The organism is Nonomuraea aurantiaca (assembly GCF_020215705.1).
Taxonomy (GTDB): domain Bacteria; phylum Actinomycetota; class Actinomycetes; order Streptosporangiales; family Streptosporangiaceae; genus Nonomuraea; species Nonomuraea aurantiaca.
Genome location: NZ_JAIWNB010000001.1, coordinates 115,553 through 134,845, shown reverse-complemented (window position 1 = coordinate 134,845; position 19,293 = coordinate 115,553). Strand labels below are relative to the sequence as shown.

The following is a 19,293-nucleotide window of genomic DNA, read 5'->3' as shown; positions in this document are numbered from 1 at the left end:
TTGCGCGGAAGGCCGCCGCGCGTCATCGAACACCTGTATGGTCCTGAGGCGTGCTGGCACTCTTCGACCTCGACAACACCCTGATCGACCGCCTCGACGCCTTCAAGCGCTGGGCCGCCGAGTTCGCCGCCGACAGGGGACTGGGCGCGCAGGATGTGGCCTGGATGATCGAGCTGGACGCCGACGGCTCCATCCCGATGAGCACGTTCTTCACCCACGTCCGTGAGCGGTTCGGGCTCGCCGAGTCGGCCGACTCGCTCTGGCAGGGCTACCGTGACCGCCTGCCGCACCTCGTCACCTGCCGCCCCGCCGTACTCGAGTCCCTCGATCGCCTGCGCATGTCCGGCTGGCGGGTCGGCATCGTGACCAACGGCATGGCCGACAACCAGTCCGGAAAGATCCACCACAGCGGCCTGGTGGACCGGGTGGACGGCTGGGCCATCTCGGACGCCGAGGGCTTCAGCAAGCCGGACCCCGAGCTGTTCGAGATCGCCGCCCGCCGGTGCGACACCACGCTGGCGGACGGGGACTGGATGGTCGGGGACGACGTGGAGAAGGACGTGGCGGGCGGGCGCGGCGCGGGCCTGCGCACGATCTGGATCGACCGCGGCCTGTCCCCGGGTTTATCCCCGGGGGCGGACCATGAGGTGCCCGACGTGCTCGACGCGATCGCCCTGCTCGATGTCGTCTGTTAGGGAATCTGCACAGCGGGACGCCGTCGCCCATTTACACCGGGAGCGATAGGTATGCGGCGATGGGTCCTCCGGCTGAGCGCGGCGCTCCTGATCCTGCTCGCCGCGGCCGCCGTCACGCCGCTCACCGGACTCGGCCGGCCGAGCGAGGCGGAGGTGCAAGCCCGGATCGCCATGGGCGAAGCCCCCGCCGTCGCCACCGGCCACCGCAGCGGCATCGCCGCCCTCCTGCCCTTCGACGACGCTGCGCTGCTGCTGATCGGCGCCGCCTTCGCCACGGCCGCGATACTGCTGCTCGTGGTCGGCCGCCGTCAGGGGATCGGCCCGCGCGCCGTCATCCCGGTGCGGTGGCGGATGTCGCTGACGCTGTGGAGCGTCGCGCTCGCGCTGGTGAGCATCCCGTACGCGGTCTCCCTGTTCTCTTCGACCACGACCGAGTACGACATGATCGCGATGTGGGGCGGTTGTCCCGGCTTCGACCTGTACATGTCGGCCGACTTCCTGCTGTCCCCCTTGCGCCTCGTGCCGCAACCCGCGGTGGTGGCGGTGGGCTTCGGAGTGTGGGCGCTGCTGGTGCGCAAGGGCTACCGGCGGTGGGGCCGGGCGGTCGGCTGGGCCGCGGTGATCCCCTTGGGGCTGTTCGGGGCGCTGGCCTTCGTGATGGCCGGACTCGACGCGGTCGCCGGTGAGGGATGCGCGCGAACCTGGGGTCAGATGTACGAGCCCGCCTCGTGGGCCTGGCAGCTCTACGATGTCGGCACCGCCGTACTGATCATCGTGGCGGTACGCGTGCGCCGCGCGCGACGGCCGTACCGGAGTCCGGACGTCCGCGTCGCCGCCACGCTCGCCGTCGTCCTCCTGCTGGTCACCGTGCCGCGCATGGACGCACCGATCGGGAAGGTCACGGCGGCGAGCTCCGCGGCCTGCGAACCGTGGCAAACCGCCCGCTACGTCCCGGTGCGGCCGTCCGCCGGGCAGCGCGAGCTCGCCTTCCTATGCCTCGTCAGACAGGACGGTGAACTTCCGGGGCAGTTCGCCGGTGTGCCCGACGATCGAGTCGTCGCGATCGGCCGGCGGCTGTGCGAGGCGGTCCTGCGCGGCGACACACCGGACCGGCGGGCCGAAGAGGGGCCGCTGGGGGCGTACCTGCGGAACTATGAGACCGTCGAGGCTCTCGGGTACTTGTGCCCGGAGGTCAAGCGGCGCCAGGACCAGCAGGCGGAGCGGCAACAGGACGCCAACGCGGCCTTCATCGAGCGGACCGCGCTGCTGAAATAGCGTCCTTTGCCCTATCCGAAGCTGTTGCTTCGTTCGCCCTGGGCGTCCCGAAGCTTCGGCACCGCCAGCCTCGCCGCCCGCTTGCTCAGAGCGGGCTCGAACGCTCCGAAGAAACCGTCGCTCACCAGCAATGTGACGGTGTTCTTGACTCTGATGAGCACGACATCCGCCGCCTGAATCTCGGCGTCCCTCGTCGCCATCGTCTCCTTGTACCTGATCCCGTACACCCAGTTCCCGACCGCGCCGATGGAGAGCTTGGTGATGGTCGACTTGGCGCGTTTGGTCTTCGTCTTGGTGCCGGCGCAGTCCCGGACCATGACCTTGCCCACCGTCTGCCAGGCGGCCATCTTGGCCGAGGTGCCGCTGATGGCGAACTGCTTGACGCCCGACGGCAGGCCCTCCTTGTCGATGTAGACGGACGCGGGGCTTCTGAGGAGGGGCTTCAGTGCCCTCATCGCCCGTACGCACTTCTTCGTGTGGGCCGACTCGGCGTCCAGCGCCTCGCGGATGTGTTTCGGATTGGGGGTGTAAGCGTCGCCCAAGTCCTCGGGCGTGATGAGGGCCTCGCTCAGTTGAGCCGAGGTCAGGGGCTTGTCGGGGGCGGTGGCCAGCGCGGGAGTGGCGGAGGCCAGAAGGAGAGCGGCGGCAGTGCCGCCTAAGATCACGGAGCGCATGGGAACGCATCCTAGTGAGGTGATCACCGGGACTTTCCGGGGGTTTCGTCACACGACCGTCTCGATCTCTGTGATGGTCCGGGGTGGCTGAGGCCCTCGGGAGGTGCCCCCTCCGGGGGAGCGGAAGAGGACGGTCCGTCTTGACTGAGGCCCCTCAGAATGGACGCCCCCTCCCAGGGGAGCGGAAGAAAGGGCGCCGCAGAGACCGCCTTTCGCCATTACCCACCATGGTCAATGAGCGCGATTTACAGCGCGCATGTGCATTGTCCGCCAAGGCGCCATATATTCGCCACAATTCCGCCATACGACCGCTCTACCTGTGCAGATGCCCGCCATCCGCACATTGAGCGGCGATCTGCACATTCACCTCAGCTCAGGCCCTTGTTGAGTAGGTTGCGATCATTTAATGTCCAGGTGATCAATTCATTCGCCTTCGAGGCCGGTTGCGGCGACGTCGCCCTTACTTCCCCCCGACCAACCCCTCGCGGCCCTTCTCCGTAGGCCATGGTTTTCTTCGCACTAGGCGGAAATCTCATGAAAAAGTGGGTTTTATTCTGCATCATCATGGCGTTAGCGGCCACGACAGGCGTGAGCGTGCCGGCCAATGCCACGTCGGCGGGTCTGGATGCGCAGGCCCCAACGATAGAGCCCGGGTTGAGCGCGCGGCTGGCCGCCGGTGCCAAGATCAGGGTGAATGTGGTCACCAAGAGCCGGGCGGATCTGCCGGAGGCGTCCAGTGCCGGTCAGGTGCTGCAGACGATGTCCCGGTTCCCCATGGTCACCCTGCGCGTCGACGCGGCGGCGGTGGACCGGCTGGCCAAGCTGCCGAACGTGGTGAGCGTCTCGGAGGACCGGCCCGTGCCGCCGGTGCTCGCCGAGAGCGTCCCGCTGATCGGCGCCGACAAGACGCGGGCGGCCGGCCTGACCGGCGCGGGCAGCGTGGTGGCCGTGCTGGACACCGGCGTCGCCGTCAAGCACCCCTTCCTGGGCGGACGGGTGGTCGAACAGGCGTGCTTCTCCCCCATCGACACCGACTACGGAGCCACCAGCCTGTGCCCGAACGGCGCCGCCACGCAGACGGGACCCGGCTCGGCCGACTCCGAGAGCGGGCCGTGCGCCGACGCGGCTCTCGACTGTGATCACGGCACGCACGTAGCCGGGATCGCGATCGGCGACGGCACGAACGTGGCCGGCGCCCCGCCGGCCGGGGTCGCCCCCGGGGCCAAACTCGTCGCCATTCAGGTGTTCAGCAAGTTCACCTCCGACGACTTCTGCGGGGCGGGCGCCTCTCCGTGCGTGCTGAGCTTCACCAGCGCCCAGGTGTCGGGGCTGGAGAAGGTGCTGCAGCTGAAGGAGGCCGGTACGGCGCTGGTGGCCGCCAACCTGAGCCTGGGCGGCGGCCAGTACACCTCCGCGTGTGACACCGATCCCCGCAAGCCGGCCATCGACGCGCTCCTGGCGGCCGGGGTCGCCACGGTGGTCGCGGCCGGGAACAACGGCTACGGCGACGCGGTCAGCGCGCCCGCCTGCGTGCCCTCGGCCATCACGGTCGGCAGCACCACCGACACGGACGAGGTGTCCGCCTTCAGCAACCGCGGTCCGCTGCTGGACCTGTTCGCCCCCGGCACCTCGATCGTCTCCTCGGTGCCCGGCAACACCTGGGGGTCACTGAGCGGTACGTCGATGGCCGCTCCGCATGTGGCCGGCGCGCTGGCCGTACTCCGCCAGGCCTTCCCCCAGGCGAGCATCGGGCAGCTGGAAACGGCCATGGAGAGCACCGGCAAGCCCATCGCCTACACGAGCGCCACCACTCCCCGCCTCCGGCTGGACGGCGCGGCCCTCCCGCCGACCCAGCCCACCGACGGCGCCCTCTGGCCGGTGTACTTCGCCAACTTCAACGACTACGCCATCCCCGACCCGGGCAGCGTGGACTCGCCGATCGTGGTGAGCGACCTCCTCGGCAAGACCCCGTCCCAGGTGCACGTCTACGTCTCCGTCCAGCACCCCTGGGTGGGTGATCTGAAGCTCTCTCTGATCAGCCCGGACGGAAAGGCATATGTGCTGAGGTCGCCGTCCTCGGACGGCAGCGATTTCATCGACGAGACGTACGACGTGGACATCAGCGCCGTGACGAAGCCGAACGGGACCTGGAAGCTGCGTGCCGCGGACGGCTGGTCACCCCATGCCGGCATCATCGATGCCTGGTCGATGGACTTCCCCTACTTCGAGAACTGGGCGGAATACGCCATCCCCGACAAGGGCGGCCTCGTCAAATCGCCCATCACGGTGACGGGCTGGCTCCCGGGTAACGCACCCCAGAAGATGACGGTCTCCGTGGACATCAGTCACCCCTGGAGAGGCGACCTGAAGATCGATCTGATCGGCCCGACCGGCATCGTCTATCCGCTTCGCGCGCCGAACTCCAAAGACGACGCCGACCAGATCGAGGAGACCTATCCGGTGGATGGGAGATCCTCACCGGCCAATGGGACGTGGACGTTACGCGTCGAAGACGTCACATCCGGCGACACGGGCTACATCAACGGGTGGATGCTGAGGTTCTGAGCCGTCGGCAGCAGGTGTGCCGGACCGGCGAGCATCCCACAGAGCGCGTTACCGCTTGCGGCCGACGCCCCCGTAGAGCCATCGCGTGGCCTCGGGGGCCAGGTCGTCCGGGTCCGGGTGCCAGGTGTCGATGGTGACCAGCCCGGGAGGCACCAGCTCGAATCCCTCGAAGAAGCGCGCGATCTCCGCGTGCTCGCGGAAGTAGATCGGCGTCGGCGTGGCCGCGTATACATCCTCGATCGCGGCCACCGCATCCGCCGGGTGGCCGTCGCGGGTGACGTGGGTCAACGTGAGGTAGCTGCCGGACGGCAGGGAGTCGCGCAGCTGGGACATGACCGCGCCCCGCTCGTCCATGGTCAGGAAGTGCACCATAGCGATCATCAGGACGCCGACCGGTTGGGTGAAGTCGAGGATCTTGACGGTTTGCGGGTGTTCGAGAACCTCGAGGGGACGTCGCATGTCGGCGGCGGCCACGGCGGTGTTGTCATCGGTCGCGAGGAGGGCGCGGCCGTGTTGCAGCACGACGGGGTCGTTGTCGACATAGACGACGCGGGCGTCGGGGAAGATCTCCTGGGCGATCTCGTGCGTGTTGCCGACCGTGGGCAGGCCGGAACCGATGTCGATGAACTGCCGAACGCCCTGCCGTGCCATGTGGCGTACGGCGCGGCGCAGGAACGCCCGGTTCTCCAGGGCCAACTGGCGGACCTCCGGCATAGCCTGCTCGACTCGGCGTACGGCTTCCCGGTCGATCTCGAAGTTGTCCTTGCCCCCTAAGTAATAGTCGTACATCCGGGCGACGCTCGGCCTGGTGACGTCGATGCCGCTAGGCCCGTTTGCGTTGAGTTTCGTCATGAACGACCCCCATCCCCTTGATCAATTCCCCCAAATTACCCCAAACATTGGACATGGCGTATCAAGCGGTGATTCCGCCGAAGCATAACGAAGGCCCTGACCAGGACTTATAGGGCAGGACCTTGACAAAAATCTTTATGCGGGACATGTATCGAGTCAGAAGCTTGAACCGCATCGCTGAACTCGTAGGTGTGAGGGGCCGGTGAGCCCCTCACACCGCACGCTTTAGGGCCAGTCGATCGACGGACGCAGCGGGACCCCGGAGTGTCCCTCCGAGTCGAGTTTGACGCCCAGCACCTGGTGCAGCTGCACCTTGTTGCGTTCGAAGCCCACGATGCAGCCCGCCATGTACAGAGCCCAGACACGGGCGGTGCCCATGCCGACCTCCTGCACCGCGTCGGCCCAGTTGGCGTCGAGGTTGGCGCACCAATGCCGGAGGGTCTCGGCGTAGTGCTCGCGCAGGTTCTCCTCGTGGCGGATCTCGAAGCCGAGGTCCTCCATCTGCCTGACCAGGTAACCGACCGACTCCAGCTCGCCGTCGGGGAAGACGTAGCGGTTGATGAAGCCGCCCTTGTTGAACGTCTTCTCGGTGCCGGTCGGCCGGGTGATGCAGTGGTTGAGCAGGCGGCCGCCCGGCTTGAGCTTGCTGTAGAGGAAGGCGAAGTAGGACGGCAGGTTGCGCTTGCCGATGTGCTCCGTGAGGCCGATGGAGCTGACCGCGTCGAAGTCGGACTCCACGACGTCGCGGTAGTCCATGAAGCGGACCTCGGCCAGGTCCTCGAGCCCGGCGTCGACGATGGCCTTCTGGGCCCACTCGGCCTGCTGCTTGCTGAGGGTGACGCCCAGGGCCTTGACGCCGTAGTGCTTGGCGGCGTGCATGACCATGCCGCCCCAGCCGCAGCCGACGTCGAGCAGCCGCATGCCGGGCTTGAGGCCGAGCTTGCGGGCCACCAGGTCGAACTTGGCGTATTGCGCCTCCTCCAGCGACGACTTCTTGGTGGGGAAGACGGCGCAGGTGTAGGCCATGGACGGGCCCAGGACCCACTCGTAGAAGCGGTTGGAGACGTCGTAGTGATGGTGGATCGCCTCGGCGTCACGCTGCTTGGCGTGCCGGGAGCCGAGCTTGGCCAGCGTGCTCTGGCGGATCTCCTGCGGCGGCGCCGGGACGCGCATCATCAACGGCTTCAGGCCCAGCGATCGGACGGCCGCCACCTTCTCGGCGGTCGTCAGGTCGTTGGTGGTGATGTTCCACATGCGGTCGAGCAGGGTGTACATGTCGCCGTGGACGTCGATGTGGCCGGAGATGTAGGCCCTGGCCAGGCCGAGCTCTCCGGGTGCCTGCGCGAGGTAGGCGACCGCTATCGGGGACTTCACCTCCAGGGCCAGGTCCGCGCCGTCCGGCCCGGCCTTGCTGCCGTCGTAGGCCATGAACGCGATGTTGGCCTGCGGGCCAACGATCTTCTCAAAGATGGATGCGAGAGCCATCTGCTCACCTTCCCCGTACACACTTGTCGTACAGGTCAAGCATTCGGCCGTTCGGGTCGTATTCCTGCTTGACCGGCCAGTAAGCATCGCCGTTGTACAGCTGCCAGAACTGCTCACGGGCGTAGAAAGAAGTCGAGTAAAGCGACTTGTGCCCGTCGAGCTCGTGCACAGAGTTCTCGATGAGACGGTTGTAATAACCGTCGAACTGCCCCCGTGGCAGTGGCACCATTCCCCAGAAGCCGAAGTTCACGTACAGCTTGCCGGGCTCCAGGGGGTAGAGCGGCCAGCGGGACGAGGCCCGCAGCGGGCACATCCACACCGGCGTCATGCCGACCTTGTCGTGGAAGAACTCCAGGAACTCCGCGCCCCGCTCGACCGGGGTCTCGACGTCCTGGATGACCGATTCCTGGACGGGCTGGTCGCGCCATCTGTCGACGCGCGCGACCACGCCGTATTTCCGGTCGAGCGCGACCAGGCGCCGGTAGACGTCTGAGCGCATCCAGCGGCGCGGCATCAGCGAGCGGACCACCGGTTGCTGGACGCCGAAGGCACGCGAGCACCAGAACCAGTCGGTGTCCCAGCGCCACAGGTAGTCGCGGATGCTCAGCCAGTCGCGGTTGCGCTGCCTGATGGACTGGTAGTAGATGCGCATGCCGGTGTAGTCGGAGGTGTAGGGGGCACGCTCGGCGAAGCGGCCGACCGTGAGATACATCTCCCCCGGCTCGAAGAAGACGCCGTCGACGAAGTCGACGGGCTCCCCGTCATGCTCCATGCTGTCGCAGATCTCCTGCATGGCCAGCATGCACTTGTCGGCGTCGGTGAACTTGACGTGCGTCAGCTTGACGTAGGGCTGGACCTTCCTGAGCTTGATCCTGATGCGCAGGGCGTAGCCGAGCGTGCCGTAGGAGTTGGGGAAGGCCCGGAACAGGTCGCGGTGCTCGTTGTCGTCGCGGGCGACGACGATGCGGCCGTCGCCGGTCAGGATCTCGAGCTCCTCGACCGACTCGTGCGGCAGCCCGTCTCTGAAGCTGGTCGACTCGATCCCGAGCCCCGTCACGGCGCCGCCGAGCGTGATCGTCTTGAGCTGGGGCACCACGTAGGGCATGAGCCCGTGCGGCAGCGTGGCGTCGACCAGATGCTCGTAGGTCGTCATGCCCTGGACCTCGGCCGTCATCGTCACCGGATCGACGCTGATGACCTCGTCGAGCTCCCTGGCGGAGAGCTTGGCGGTCTTGCCCGAGTCGCGGAATCTGAAGAGGTTGGACGTGGCCTTGGACAGCCGGGGCGAAGCGTCCCCCGGGATCTCCGCGTACGACTGCCTGATGTGCTCTACTGCCCGTCGGTGTGTCGACATCGTCGTCGTCACGGAAGCACCCCCTTGAGCCGGTAGAGATCGTCCGTAAGAAGGTATCTCCCTGGACTGACATCGACCAGACCGGGGTCGTTAAAGACACGAAAACTGTTTATCGTTCCCGGTCGAATGCCTACGCGGTGGGCGAACTCGGAAACTTCCGGCGGATGATCGGCGATATGCCGTTGATCACGTTGGCCACCTCGTGGCCGTCCAGCGCGGCCGTGAGGTTGGCCATCGTGGCCGTGAGCAGGCGTCCGGTGGACTCCGGCGTCACTCCGGCGACGTGCGGCGACAACAGCACGCCGTCGATCTCGCGCAGCGGGTCGCCGTCGGGCAGCGGCTCGGTGTCGAACACGTCGAGCGCGGCGCCGCCGAGGTGCCCGCCGGTGAGCGCGTCGGCCAGCGCCGCCTGGTCGACGACCCCGCCCCTGGCCGCGTTGACCAGTAACGCGCCCTGCTTCAGCCGCCGGGGATCGATCAGCCCGCGGGTCTCGTCGGACAGCGCGATCACCACGACGACCACGTCTGAGTCGGACAGCAGCGGCGCCAGCTCCTGGTAGCCCGGCTCCGCGCGGGGTGTGCGGGTCCAGTAGGACACCTGGCAGCCGAACGCCCGGAACAGCCGGGCGCAGGCCGCGCCGATCGGGCCGTAGCCGACGATGCCGACCTGCCGGCCGTGCAGCTCACGAGGCTGGAGGCCCTGCTGCGGCCAGTGGCCCGCACGGACGGCGGCGTCGGCTTCGGCGAGCTTGCGCGACAGCGACAGGGCGGCGGCCAGGCACCACTCGGACACCGCGACGGCGCTGACGCCGGCCGTGTTGGCCAGCGGCACGCCGGCGGCGGCCAGCGCGGCCAGGTCGTGGCCGTCGACGCCGACCGAGGGCTGCTGGACGAAGGCCAGCCGGGGCGCGGCGGCCACCGCCTCGGCGTCGAGGGCCAGCTGGGCCGTCCAGTCGCCGAGCACGATCTCCGCCTCGGCCAGCGAGGCCAGGAGCGCGGCGCGGTCACGGGCCGGCGGCACCCGCACGGCCACCCGGTCGCCGAGCGGCGCGAGCAACTGCCGCAGCACCTCCTCGGGGAGCGGCGCCAGCGCGAGCAGATTCCAAGGCGTCATGCCGCTACCGTAAAGCTGGCGATCACCTGCCGCATCAACCCCTGGTCTTGTCTCCACCGTGCCTCGGTGGCCGTCCACGACAGGATGTAGGCGGTGTCCCCGATCGCCACCGCCCGCTGCACCTCGTGGTACTTCACGCCCTGCGTGCTCCACGGCGCGTCGCCGGGCGGCCCCGCCGTGTAGGTGAACTCCCATTCCACGGCCTTGGTCCCCTGGTGGGTGACGGACCTGCGGCGCAGGGTCCGCAGGTCCTGGTCGTTCTGCCCGGCGGTCTCCTGCGAGTCGCGGATGATCTGGTTCGGGTCGAGGTTGACGTAGATGGCCTGGACGCCGAAGTGCCCGGTCCGGTCCCGGCGCGTCCACTCGGTGTATGCCTCCTTGCGGGCGCCCTTCCAGCCGGTGGGCCGCATGATGGACCAGCCGTCGGGCGACTTCCAGGCCCGTACCGCCGCCACCACCCTGGTCGGGGTGGGCGTCGGGGTGGGGGTGGGCGTCGCGCTCGTCTTGGCGCTGGGCGGCGGGGTGCTCGGCGGCGCGCTGGTCACGGCGCTCTGCGTGACGCGCGGCGCGCCTTCCGCCGACCCGCTGAACTTGAAGAAGGCGAACCCGCCGCCGGCGACCACCAGCACCGCCGCCGCTGCCGCCGCAAGGAGGGTACGGCCGCCGCGGGGCGGCTTCGGCTCCACCACGACCCGGTCGGCGTTCGGCTGCTTGGCGGCGACGACGGCGGCCAGCAGCGCGTCGGCCTGCTCGGCGTTGACCCGTTCGTGCGGCTCCTTGCGCAGCAGCCCTTGCAGGACCGGGTGCATGATCGGCGGGATCCGGCGGTAGTCCGGCTCCTCGCTCAGCAGCGCGTTCAGCGTGGCCATGGGATCGCCGCGCTCGAACGGCGACCGGCCGACCAGCGTGGCGTAGAGCGTGGCCCCGAGCGACCACAGGTCGGAGGCGGGCCCGGACTCGGCCGCGCGCACCCGTTCGGGAGCCAGGAAGCTCGGCGAGCCGGTCACCATCCCGGTCTGGGTGAGCGAGGCGTCGCCCTCGGCGGTGGCGATGCCGAAGTCGGTGAGCACGGCCCGGCCGTCGTCGGTGAGCAGGATGTTGCTCGGCTTGACGTCGCGGTGCAGGATCCCGACCTCGTGCGCGGCCCGCAACGCCGACAGCACCTGCCGGCCCACGTCGGCCGCCTGGCGTACCGGAAGGGCGCCGGAGGTGGCGACGACCTCCTCCACCGAGGGATACCGCACCAGCTCCATGATGATCCACGGCCGGCCGTCCTCCTCGACCACGTCGTAGATCGCCACGACGGACGGGTGGTTCAGCCGTGCCGCCATGCGCGCCTCGCGGGCGGTACGGAGCAGCTGCCGTTCCTGGTCGGCCCGGGGCAGTCCCGCGGGCAGGAGCACTTCCTTAACGGCGATCTGCCGGTTGAGCAGTGTGTCGCGGCCTTCCCAGACCACGCCCATACCGCCGCGCCCCAGTTCGCGCAGTAACTGGTAGCGCTTGGCGACCAGCCGGTTGCTATCCGAAACCATGTCCAACCCTTGTAGACCCACCCGAACAGTGGGCAAGTTTCCCATACCTCGCGTATGTCTGCCTGGAGGTCGGGAAGGCGTCTTGCCAGAGGTCACCGAATGTTGTTCTACTGAGGCCAGCCGAGTCGTAGGAGATGCCGATGTCTGAAGGCCGTCAGGGCCCGCTCGCCGGGATCCGGGTGCTGGAGCTCGCGGGGCTCGCGCCGGGCCCGTTCGCCGGGATGATGCTCGCCGACCACGGCGCCGACGTGCTGCGCGTCGACCGCGTGTCCGCCGTCTCCGACGAGCCGCGCACGGACGTCATGGACCGCGGCAAGCACACCATCGGCCTGGACCTGAAGTCTCCCGAGGGCGTCGCCGCGCTGAAGGAGCTGGCGAGGAACGCCGACGTCGTCATCGAGGTGTTCCGGCCCGGCGTGGCCGAACGGCTCGGCATCGGCCCCGCCGACCTCCACGCGGTGAACGAGCGGCTGATCTACGGCCGGATGACCGGCTGGGGCCAGGACGGGCCACTGGCCGCCACCGCGGGCCACGACATCGACTACATCGCGATCTCCGGCATCCTGTCGATGCTCGGCCGCGCGGACGACAAGCCGACGCCGCCGATCAACATCCTGGGCGACTTCGCCGGCGGCGGCCTCATGCTGGCGTACGGCGTGCTGCTCGCCCTGTTCGAGCGGGAACGCACCGGCAAGGGCCGGGTGATCGACGCGGCCATGGTGGACGGCGCCGCGATCCTGTTCGCGATGTTCTACCACGGCGTCCAGAGCGGCTTCTGGGGCGCGCGCGGCACGAACCTGCTGGACACCGGCGCGCCCATGTACGACACCTATGAGACGGCCGACGGGCAGTTCATGGCGGTCGGCTCGCTGGAGCCGCAGTTCTGGGAGGCGATGGTGACCCGGATGGGGCTGACGGACCTGCCGGACCGCGGCGACAGGAAGCAGTGGCCGGCGCTCAAGGCCCGCCTGGCCGAGGAGTTCAGGTCGCGGACGCGGGCGGAGTGGGAGGCGGTGTTCGAGGGCTCCGACGCGTGCGTGTCGCCGGTCCTGTCCATGAAGGAGGCCGTCGGGCATCCGCACAACGTGGCCAGGGGCGCCTTCGCCGACATCGGCGGGCTCACCCAGCCGGTGCCCGCCCCGCGCCTGCTCGGCGTGCCCGCCCAGGACCTCTCGCCCGCCACCCGGCTCGCCGACCTGTCCGCCTGGGGCCTGAGCGCCGAGGACGCGGAGAAGCTGCGCTCCCAGGGGGTGCTGGCCTGACATGGACCCCGACCTGCTCGACGGCGCCCTGTACGCGGGCGACCCGGCTCCCGTCTACGCCTGGCTGCGCGAGCACTCCCCCGTCCACCACGACGCCGCCAACGGGCTGTGGGGCATCTCCCGCCACGCCGACATCACCGCCATCGAGCGCGATCCCGGCCTGTGGACCAGTACCGGCGGCTACCGCCCCCAGCTGCCCTCCGATCCGTCGATGATCGGCATGGACGACCCGGAGCACGCCGAGCACCGCCGCCTCGTCTACCGCCGTTTCACGCCGCGCCATGTCCACGAGCGCTACGCCGCCCGCGTCCGCGAGGTCGTCGTCGAGCTGATCGACCGGGCCCTGGAGACCGGCACCGTCGACGCGGTGCCCGCCCTGGCCGCGCCGCTGCCTGCCCGCATGATCGGCTGGCTGCTCGGCTTCCCCGACGCGGACTGGCCGCGGCTCAAGCACTGGTCGGAGACCACGATCGTGGCGGGCGGCGGACTGCGCTACGTCACGCACGAGGCCGCGGTCGCCGCGGGCGAGTTCGGCGAGGCCGTCCTGGCCCTGGCCGCCGAGCGCCGAGCGTGCCCGGCCGACGACCTGGTGACCCTCTGGTCCGGCCGGGCCGCCTACGACGACGACCACCTGGCGAACGAGGCGCTGCTGCTGCTCGACGGCGGCGCGGAGACCACCCGCACGGTCATCGCGACCGCGATCGACGCGCTGATCCGGCACCCGGACCAGTGGCGGCTGCTGCGCGAGGACCGCGGCCTGATCGAGAACGCCGTGGAGGAGTTCATCCGCTGGACCACCCCGATCCTGAACATGTGCCGCTCGGCCACCCGCGACACCGAGCTCCACGGGCAGCGCATCGGGCGAGGCCAGCAGGTCCTGCTCATGTACGGCTCGGCGAACCGGGACGAGGCGGTGTTCGACCGCCCGGAGGTGTTCGACGTGACGCGCAAGCCGGGCGGGCACATCGCCTTCGGCCTGGGCACCCACTTCTGCCTGGGCGCGTCCCTGGCCCGGCTGGAGTTACGGATCTTCTTCGAGGAGTGGCTCGACCGGGTGGGCTCGGCCGCCTGGGCCGACGACACGGGCCCGCGCATCCTGCCCAACGCGTTCGTGCGCGGCGTCACGTCCTTTCCCGTCGTGCTCTCGCCGCGCGGGTGAACTGGTCGTCGAAGCGGCGCGGGAAGGGCACCATCCGATGCTTGTGCCGGTACGGCGCGGCCTGCCGGACCACGTTGAACCCGGCGGCGGAGACGATGCGGCCGGCCGTGGCGAACAGCGGCCAGGCCGGACTGACGGCGAGGTGGGCCACCCCGGCGGGCAGGCCGGGCGGCGCGGCGGGCGAGACGAGCACGAGGCGCGGGCTGAGCCCTTCGAGGACGGCGCTCTCGCGGGCGTACGCCACCAGCTCCAGGATCTCGCCCGGCGGCCCGGAGTGCACGATCAGCCAGTCCCCTGGAGCCGTGGCGGGCGCGGCCGGCGGATCGGCCAGCGCCAGCGGGACCACCTCGTCCGACACCGACTCCAGGTAGGCCAGGTGGGGATCGCTCACCGGCTCGGCCAGCCACGTCCGGTGGAAGCGCAGCGGCCGGGCCTGGATCAGCGGCCGGTAGGCCTCCCAGCGCAGCAACCTGGCCAGATGCACGACGCGCGGCCCCCGCGGCACCGCCGCCCCGATCTCGCCGTCGAGCCCGGCGGGAAAGGCGTCCACCACGATCTCGTCGGCCCGCGCGAGCACGGCCGGGTCACGCGGCCACTCGGTGCGGATCGTGGTCACGGCGCCCGGATGGACCGTGTGCAGGTAGGCCCGGACCCGGGTGAGGTGGCCGAGCCCGCCGCCTCTGGCGTAGCAGACGATCATGCGCTCTCGTGGAACACCCTCAGGTAGCCCTCCGTCTCGGCGGCCACCGTGAAGTCCCTGCGTACCCGCTCGGCCGCCGCGGTGCCCAGCTTGGCCAGCTGCTCGTCCGTGGCCCGCGCGGCCCTATCGACCGCCGCCCGGCACTCGTGCGGATCCCCGGCCGCGAAGCGGAAGCCGATCTCGTCGTCGACCAGGTCGGCCAGCCCGCCCGCGTCGGAGGCGAGCAGCGGGACGCCGAGGGCCGCGGCCTCCAGGGCCACGTTCGGCAGCCCGTCGTAGAACGAGGGCAGCGCGACCAGGTCGCAGGCGGCGTAGAGCGCGGGCAGCTCGTACCGGTCGAGGAACGGCAGCCGCGTGTGCCCGGCGGGCACGACCAGGTCCGCCTCCAGCTCCCCCACGAGCAGCAGGTGGAACAGGTCCGCGTGCCCGGAGGCGGCCAGCGCGTCGAGCAGGAAGCCGACGCCCTTCTTGTTCTTGAGCTGCCCGATGAGCCCGATCGTGCGCCGGCCGGCGGCGGTCCGCCTGGCCAGGCCCGCCGCGCGTTCGGAGGGCAGGATCTGCCAGCCGGCGGTGTCGATGCCGTTGGCCACCCACCGCACCCGCGCCTCCGGAACCAGCGCGGACACCAGCGGCGCGTGCCCGGAGGCCACCACGCACACCGTGGCCGAGGCCCGTAACGCGTCCAGCAGGGCGCCCCTGCGGCGCAGCGAGAAGACGCCGGTGTCGAAGTCGTTGCCACGCAGCAGCGTCACCAGCGGAGCGCCGAGCCACGCGGCCAGGACCGGGGCGCCGAGCATGGCGTACGTGCCGCCGAACGCCACCACGTGCGTGTACGACTCGCCGCGCAGCACGGTCCACAGCCGGCGCAGCGCGTGCTCGGGATTGTCCTCCAGCGGCACGGTGAGCAGCCGCCCGCCCCGCTCGCCGCCGGTCTGCCAGGGCCGCGCCCGCCTGGTCAGGTGCGCGACATCGATCTCCACGCCCGCCGCGCGCAGGCCCCTGACGATCCTGTCGCAGGACTCGGCCATGCCGCCCCTGCTCGGCGGGTAGTGCTCGGTGAGCCACAGCAGCCGCATCAGCTGTCCACGAAATCGCGCTCGTCGCCGTCGCCGAAGTCACCGAAGTCGCCCTGGTCCTCGGGGTCGAAGGCGCCTCTGTCGTAGTCGTCGAACGTGCCGTACCAGCCGGGGTCCTGGTAGGTGGACGAGGTGCTCCGGTAGTGGTCGCGGCGGAAGCCGCTGGTCCAGAACGGGTCGTAGGCGGAGCCGTAGCCCTGGGCGGTCGCGCACTCGGGACAGACGCCGCCGGGTCCGACGTGCCGCTCGCAGATCGGCCTGCCGCACCCGGCGCAGGCGGTGACCGGCGCGCGGCCGCAGCGGCCGAGCACGAAGAACCCGGTGCTCACCATGCACGGGATCACGCGGCCCGCCTCCTCTGTTTTCATCTGAACGACTTCGTCCACCTGAACGGCTCCGTCGCCACCGTCATGATCGCCCCGAGCTGGTCGCGCTCGGCCGGCAGCGGCACCTTGGCGGCCGCCCTGATCACGGTCTTCACACCCGGACGGACCTTCACCCTGATCCACCACGGCGGCGGGCTGCCCGGCCGCGCCGGCACCTGGCCCTTGGCCAGCGCGCGGCTGGTCCGGATGTGCTGTACGGCCTTCGTCTTGGTCTTGGTCTTGGTCTTGTGCTTGCCCCGCGGGTTGACCTTGACGACGCGGCGGCGCCTGACCACGTCGGTGACGGCCAGGGTGAGCACGCTGCCGTCGCGTAACTCCGAGCGGACGCTGAGCCACGGATCGCGCACCCACCACTCCTCGGCCCGGCGCACCGGTCGTACGACGGGCAGGGACCGGTGCGGGCTCTCCTTGCCGGGGACGCCGTGGCCGCGCAGATCGGCGGTGATGCCGACCACGCCGCCGCCGACGTCTTCACAGAGCACCCTGATCAGCGGCACCAGCAGGCTCTCCGTACGCGCGGGCAGCCGCCACTTGGGCCGGCGGACGAGCCCGCGGTGCCGGGCGAGACTGGCCAGCAGCGCCGCCCATTCCGCCCTGGGCAGCGTGGCCGACAGCGTGTGCTCCCAGATGAGGGTCTGGTGCAGCGGGTGGAACCCGGCGATCGCCGCCCGTGTCTTCCGCCAGAACATGGTTCGAAACACTACACACGGCGATAAACCTCGGCGAGCCTCGCCCGGGAATCCGCCCAGCTGGGCACCCTGTCCCTGGCCCGCGCCGCCATCGCCCGCGCCTGGTCGGGATACTCCAGGAGGATCCGGATCGCGCGGGCCAGCTCTGCGGGCCGGTCGGGCGCGACCAGGCGCCCGTCCTCCCCCAGGATCTCCCGTACGGCCGGCAGGTCCGAGGCCACCACCGGCGTGCCGGCCGCCATCGACTCCAGGATCTTGAGCGGGGCGCAGCCCTGGTCGAGGTTGCGCGGGCAGGCGGTGAGCGGGGCGGCGGACACGGCCGCGCCGGCCAGCCAGCCGGCCACCTCGTCGTGGGGCAGCGTGAACCGCCACACGATCCGCTCGGCCACCCCCAAGCGGTCGGCGAGGCGCTGGAGGGGTTTGGCGCGGCGTTCCAGGACGGAGGAGCAGACGACCAGCCGCAGCTCGGTCAGGTCGGCCAGCCTGGCGAAGGCGCGGAGCAGCACGTCCACGCCCTGCCAGCGCTGGAGGGCGCCTACGTAGATCAGGTAACGCTCGGGGGCGCCGTCCGGGCGGGTGGTCGGGGCGGGGTCCGCGGCGTTCGGAACGAGGAACACCTTTTCCGGATTTATCCCCATTCTACGGATGGCGTCGCCGATGACGCTCGATGGCACGACAACCGCGTCCGCCTGCTCCAGGCAGTGCGCCTCCAGCCGCCGCAACTTGGCCACCGTGGCGGGGGCCGCCTGTGGCCAGGTGTGCGGCAGCTCGATGGACGGCAGCCCGTTCACCTCGTACACCACTTTGTGCCGGTGACCGAGCACCGGCAGCGCGCTCCAGGGGTCACGGACGTGGACCAGTTCCAGCGTCTCCAGGTGGGGCGCGAGATGGCGGGCGACCCAGTGCGAGTACGCCTCGGCCCGGTCGATCAGGTTGGGGATCTGCTCGTCGAACCTGGCGATCCGGACGTCGCCCTCGCGCTGGTAGCGCGGCAGCCCGCCCCCGCCCAGCACCCCCAGCAGCCCGCCGCCGAACCGGTCGAACAGCTCGGCGGCCATCTGCCCGATGTGCACCGCCGACCCCTTGCTCGAAGGGAACCGGTCAAAGGCGAAATAGGCGGCACGCACGGCGCGCAGTCTATTCGCGCCGTTTCTACTGGCGCACAGCTTCTCCTGACGCCCGGTTTCTGGGGTACGGCCGCTACCGGCGCACGGCCTCGTACGCCGAGTAGTCCTTCAGCGCGATCGAGTCGTGCAGCCGCATGCCCTTGCTGCCGAGCTTGGTCGCGGCCTTGGTCACCGCTACCGGCAGGTGGCCGATCAGCCGCGCGGCCTGGGTGAGCGTCCACAGGTCGAACCGGTTGCCGGGCACGAGCCGCTTGGCCGCCCCGACCGCGAACGCGCGGCTCCGCCGTACGTACTCACCGATCTGGGCCTCGTAGGCCGGGAAGGCGCGCTCGTGGTCGCCGCGTGCGGCGGCCAGCTCGCCCGCGAGGATGTACGCCCCGACGACGGCCAGGCTCGTGCTGCCGCCCACGGCCGGGCCCGGGCAGTAGCCGGCGTCGCCGACCAGCGTCACGCGGCCGCGCGACCAGGTGTCGAGGCGCAGCTGGGTGATCGAGTCGAAGTAGAAGGCCGGGGTGCGGTCGAGCTCGGCCAGCAGGCGGGGAACCTGCCAGCCCATGCCCGCGAACCGCTCGCGCAGCAGTTCCTTCTGCCGGGCGACGTCGCGGTGGTGGTACTGGAGCTGCTCCGGGGTTCTGAACAGGAACAACGCCCGCGCGTCGGACATGTGCGCCGCGCCGTACATCCCGGCCACCCGCCCGATGCCGGACAGCCCCTCCATGCGGCCGTCGAGGTCGAGGTAGTTGGGCACCGAGAAGACGGCCAGGTAGGCGCCGATCCAGGTGGAGAAGCCCGGCTCGGGGCCGAAGACCAGGCCGCGCACGTTGGAGTGCAGCCCGTCGGCGCCGACGACCAGGTCGAACCGCCTGGCCGCCCCGCGCTCGAACGTCACCGTGCCGTCCGCGCCGATGGAGGTGATGGAGTCGTCGAAGACGTACTCGACGTCGTCGCGGGTGGCGTCGTAGAAGATCTCGCTGAGGTCGTCGCGCATGATCTCGACGTGGCGGTCCGACACGGCCGTGAAGACGCGCCGGAGGTCCAGCTCCACGGCCTTCTCCTGGCCTTCGCGATACATGGTGAGCCAGTTCGTACCGGTCTTCCCGGCGGTGACCGGGTCGATCAGGCCCATCTTCTCGACGATGTCCATCGCGGGCCTGAACAGGTCGATCGCGTGGCCACCCGTCTTGCGGAGCGACGGGGCGCGCTCCACGACGGTGACCTCGAAGCCGTACCTGTTGAGCCAGTACGCCAGCGCGGGTCCGGCGACGCTCGCGCCGGAGATCAGGATCCGCATGGGGGCACCTCCTTACTTAACGGATGGTAAGCCGACCCGAGCAGCGACCACAAGGGC

General features: G+C 70.1%; 17 protein-coding genes. 5 read left to right on the top strand and 12 right to left on the bottom strand.

What is annotated here, in order from left to right; genetic code table 11:
- The first annotated feature begins 50 nt into the window (after positions 1 to 50).
- Together LDL49_RS00690 and LDL49_RS00685 are read left to right on the top strand one after the other, a co-directional pair.
- A complete protein-coding gene (locus LDL49_RS00690) occupies positions 51 to 695 on the top strand; it encodes an HAD family hydrolase (RefSeq protein ID WP_225288876.1) in 645 nt (214 codons plus the stop codon).
- A 51-nt stretch (positions 696 to 746) separates the two neighbouring features.
- On the top strand, positions 747 to 1,970 hold the full coding sequence (locus tag LDL49_RS00685; protein WP_225288875.1) for a hypothetical protein: 1,224 nt from the start codon (positions 747 to 749) through the stop codon (positions 1,968 to 1,970).
- A gap of 11 nt (positions 1,971 to 1,981) precedes the next feature.
- Here LDL49_RS00685 and LDL49_RS00680 read toward each other — a convergent pair whose 3' ends face one another.
- Positions 1,982 to 2,644 carry a hypothetical protein gene (locus LDL49_RS00680; RefSeq protein ID WP_225288874.1) on the bottom strand — a complete coding sequence of 221 codons (663 nt, stop codon included), beginning with the start codon at positions 2,642 to 2,644 and terminating at the stop codon, positions 1,982 to 1,984.
- Positions 2,645 to 3,298: 654 nt separating this feature from the next.
- On the opposite strand from LDL49_RS00680, the gene LDL49_RS00675 reads away from it, so the two are divergent.
- Positions 3,299 to 5,209, top strand: coding sequence for a S8 family serine peptidase (locus LDL49_RS00675; RefSeq protein ID WP_225288873.1), 1,911 nt, complete (start codon positions 3,299 to 3,301; stop codon positions 5,207 to 5,209).
- A gap of 48 nt (positions 5,210 to 5,257) precedes the next feature.
- On the opposite strand, the gene LDL49_RS00670 is transcribed toward LDL49_RS00675, so the two are convergent.
- From LDL49_RS00670 to LDL49_RS00650, 5 genes are all read right to left on the bottom strand, one after another.
- Positions 5,258 to 6,061 (bottom strand): SAM-dependent methyltransferase, encoded by an 804-nt coding sequence (locus LDL49_RS00670; protein ID WP_225288872.1) that lies wholly within the window; start codon positions 6,059 to 6,061, stop codon positions 5,258 to 5,260.
- A gap of 225 nt (positions 6,062 to 6,286) precedes the next feature.
- The gene (locus tag LDL49_RS00665; RefSeq protein WP_225288871.1) at positions 6,287 to 7,546 is read right to left on the bottom strand and encodes an SAM-dependent methyltransferase; all 1,260 of its coding nucleotides are present in this window, start codon (positions 7,544 to 7,546) and stop codon (positions 6,287 to 6,289) included.
- A gap of 4 nt (positions 7,547 to 7,550) precedes the next feature.
- On the bottom strand, positions 7,551 to 8,900 hold the full coding sequence (locus LDL49_RS00660; protein ID WP_225289827.1) for an FAD-binding oxidoreductase: 1,350 nt from the start codon (positions 8,898 to 8,900) through the stop codon (positions 7,551 to 7,553).
- A 130-nt stretch (positions 8,901 to 9,030) separates the two neighbouring features.
- Positions 9,031 to 10,014: an NAD(P)-dependent oxidoreductase gene (locus LDL49_RS00655; RefSeq protein ID WP_225288870.1), complete on the bottom strand. Its 984-nt coding sequence runs from the start codon at positions 10,012 to 10,014 to the stop codon at positions 9,031 to 9,033.
- Positions 10,011 to 11,546, bottom strand: coding sequence for a serine/threonine-protein kinase (locus LDL49_RS00650; RefSeq protein WP_225288869.1), 1,536 nt, complete (start codon positions 11,544 to 11,546; stop codon positions 10,011 to 10,013). Before LDL49_RS00650 ends, LDL49_RS00655 begins: the two co-directional genes overlap by 4 nt.
- 140 nt (positions 11,547 to 11,686) lie before the next feature.
- On the opposite strand from LDL49_RS00650, the gene LDL49_RS00645 reads away from it, so the two are divergent.
- Positions 11,687 to 12,808 (top strand): CaiB/BaiF CoA transferase family protein, encoded by a 1,122-nt coding sequence (locus LDL49_RS00645; protein ID WP_225288868.1) that lies wholly within the window; start codon positions 11,687 to 11,689, stop codon positions 12,806 to 12,808.
- Position 12,809: 1 nt separating this feature from the next.
- Entirely contained in the window at positions 12,810 to 13,967 is a 1,158-nt protein-coding gene (locus LDL49_RS00640) for a cytochrome P450 (RefSeq protein WP_225288867.1), read from the top strand.
- On the opposite strand, the gene LDL49_RS00635 is transcribed toward LDL49_RS00640, so the two are convergent.
- The 6 genes from LDL49_RS00635 to LDL49_RS00610 all read right to left on the bottom strand — a co-directional run bounded on the left by LDL49_RS00635 (position 13,930) and on the right by LDL49_RS00610 (position 19,236).
- Positions 13,930 to 14,667 carry a hypothetical protein gene (locus LDL49_RS00635; protein ID WP_225288866.1) on the bottom strand — a complete coding sequence of 246 codons (738 nt, stop codon included), beginning with the start codon at positions 14,665 to 14,667 and terminating at the stop codon, positions 13,930 to 13,932. The two genes, LDL49_RS00640 and LDL49_RS00635, sit on opposite strands and share 38 nt — an antisense overlap.
- Positions 14,664 to 15,743, bottom strand: a complete 1,080-nt coding sequence (locus tag LDL49_RS00630; RefSeq protein ID WP_225288865.1) for a glycosyltransferase family 4 protein — start codon at positions 15,741 to 15,743, stop codon at positions 14,664 to 14,666. The genes LDL49_RS00635 and LDL49_RS00630 overlap by 4 nt, the downstream gene beginning before the upstream one ends.
- Complete coding sequence (locus LDL49_RS00625) at positions 15,743 to 16,129, bottom strand: hypothetical protein (protein ID WP_225288864.1); 387 nt, start codon at positions 16,127 to 16,129, stop codon at positions 15,743 to 15,745. Before LDL49_RS00625 ends, LDL49_RS00630 begins: the two co-directional genes overlap by 1 nt.
- Positions 16,108 to 16,818, bottom strand: coding sequence for a hypothetical protein (locus LDL49_RS00620; RefSeq protein ID WP_225288863.1), 711 nt, complete (start codon positions 16,816 to 16,818; stop codon positions 16,108 to 16,110). The genes LDL49_RS00625 and LDL49_RS00620 overlap by 22 nt, the downstream gene beginning before the upstream one ends.
- 11 nt (positions 16,819 to 16,829) lie before the next feature.
- A complete protein-coding gene (locus LDL49_RS00615; RefSeq protein WP_225288862.1) occupies positions 16,830 to 17,945 on the bottom strand; it encodes a glycosyltransferase in 1,116 nt (371 codons plus the stop codon).
- 73 nt (positions 17,946 to 18,018) lie between these two features.
- Entirely contained in the window at positions 18,019 to 19,236 is a 1,218-nt protein-coding gene (locus LDL49_RS00610; RefSeq protein ID WP_225288861.1) for an FAD-dependent monooxygenase, read from the bottom strand.
- Positions 19,237 to 19,293 lie beyond the last annotated feature (57 nt).

What these genes read in the sequence shown, in the direction of transcription:
- LDL49_RS00685 (WP_225288875.1), top strand. Translation starts at nt 747, where the DNA reads ATGCGGCGATGGGTCCTCCGGCTGAGCGCGGCGCTCCTGATCCTGCTC.
- LDL49_RS00610 (WP_225288861.1), bottom strand. Translation starts at nt 19,236, where the DNA reads ATGCGGATCCTGATCTCCGGCGCGAGCGTCGCCGGACCCGCGCTGGCG.
- LDL49_RS00665 (WP_225288871.1), bottom strand. Translation starts at nt 7,546, where the DNA reads ATGGCTCTCGCATCCATCTTTGAGAAGATCGTTGGCCCGCAGGCCAAC.
- LDL49_RS00630 (WP_225288865.1), bottom strand. Translation starts at nt 15,743, where the DNA reads ATGCGGCTGCTGTGGCTCACCGAGCACTACCCGCCGAGCAGGGGCGGC.
- LDL49_RS00640 (WP_225288867.1), top strand. Translation starts at nt 12,810, where the DNA reads ATGGACCCCGACCTGCTCGACGGCGCCCTGTACGCGGGCGACCCGGCT.
- LDL49_RS00650 (WP_225288869.1), bottom strand. Translation starts at nt 11,546, where the DNA reads ATGGTTTCGGATAGCAACCGGCTGGTCGCCAAGCGCTACCAGTTACTG.
- LDL49_RS00670 (WP_225288872.1), bottom strand. Translation starts at nt 6,061, where the DNA reads ATGACGAAACTCAACGCAAACGGGCCTAGCGGCATCGACGTCACCAGG.
- LDL49_RS00635 (WP_225288866.1), bottom strand. Translation starts at nt 14,667, where the DNA reads ATGATCGTCTGCTACGCCAGAGGCGGCGGGCTCGGCCACCTCACCCGG.
- LDL49_RS00645 (WP_225288868.1), top strand. Translation starts at nt 11,687, where the DNA reads ATGTCTGAAGGCCGTCAGGGCCCGCTCGCCGGGATCCGGGTGCTGGAG.
- LDL49_RS00660 (WP_225289827.1), bottom strand. Translation starts at nt 8,900, where the DNA reads ATGTCGACACACCGACGGGCAGTAGAGCACATCAGGCAGTCGTACGCG.
- LDL49_RS00680 (WP_225288874.1), bottom strand. Translation starts at nt 2,644, where the DNA reads ATGCGCTCCGTGATCTTAGGCGGCACTGCCGCCGCTCTCCTTCTGGCC.
- LDL49_RS00620 (WP_225288863.1), bottom strand. Translation starts at nt 16,818, where the DNA reads ATGTTCTGGCGGAAGACACGGGCGGCGATCGCCGGGTTCCACCCGCTG.
- LDL49_RS00655 (WP_225288870.1), bottom strand. Translation starts at nt 10,014, where the DNA reads ATGACGCCTTGGAATCTGCTCGCGCTGGCGCCGCTCCCCGAGGAGGTG.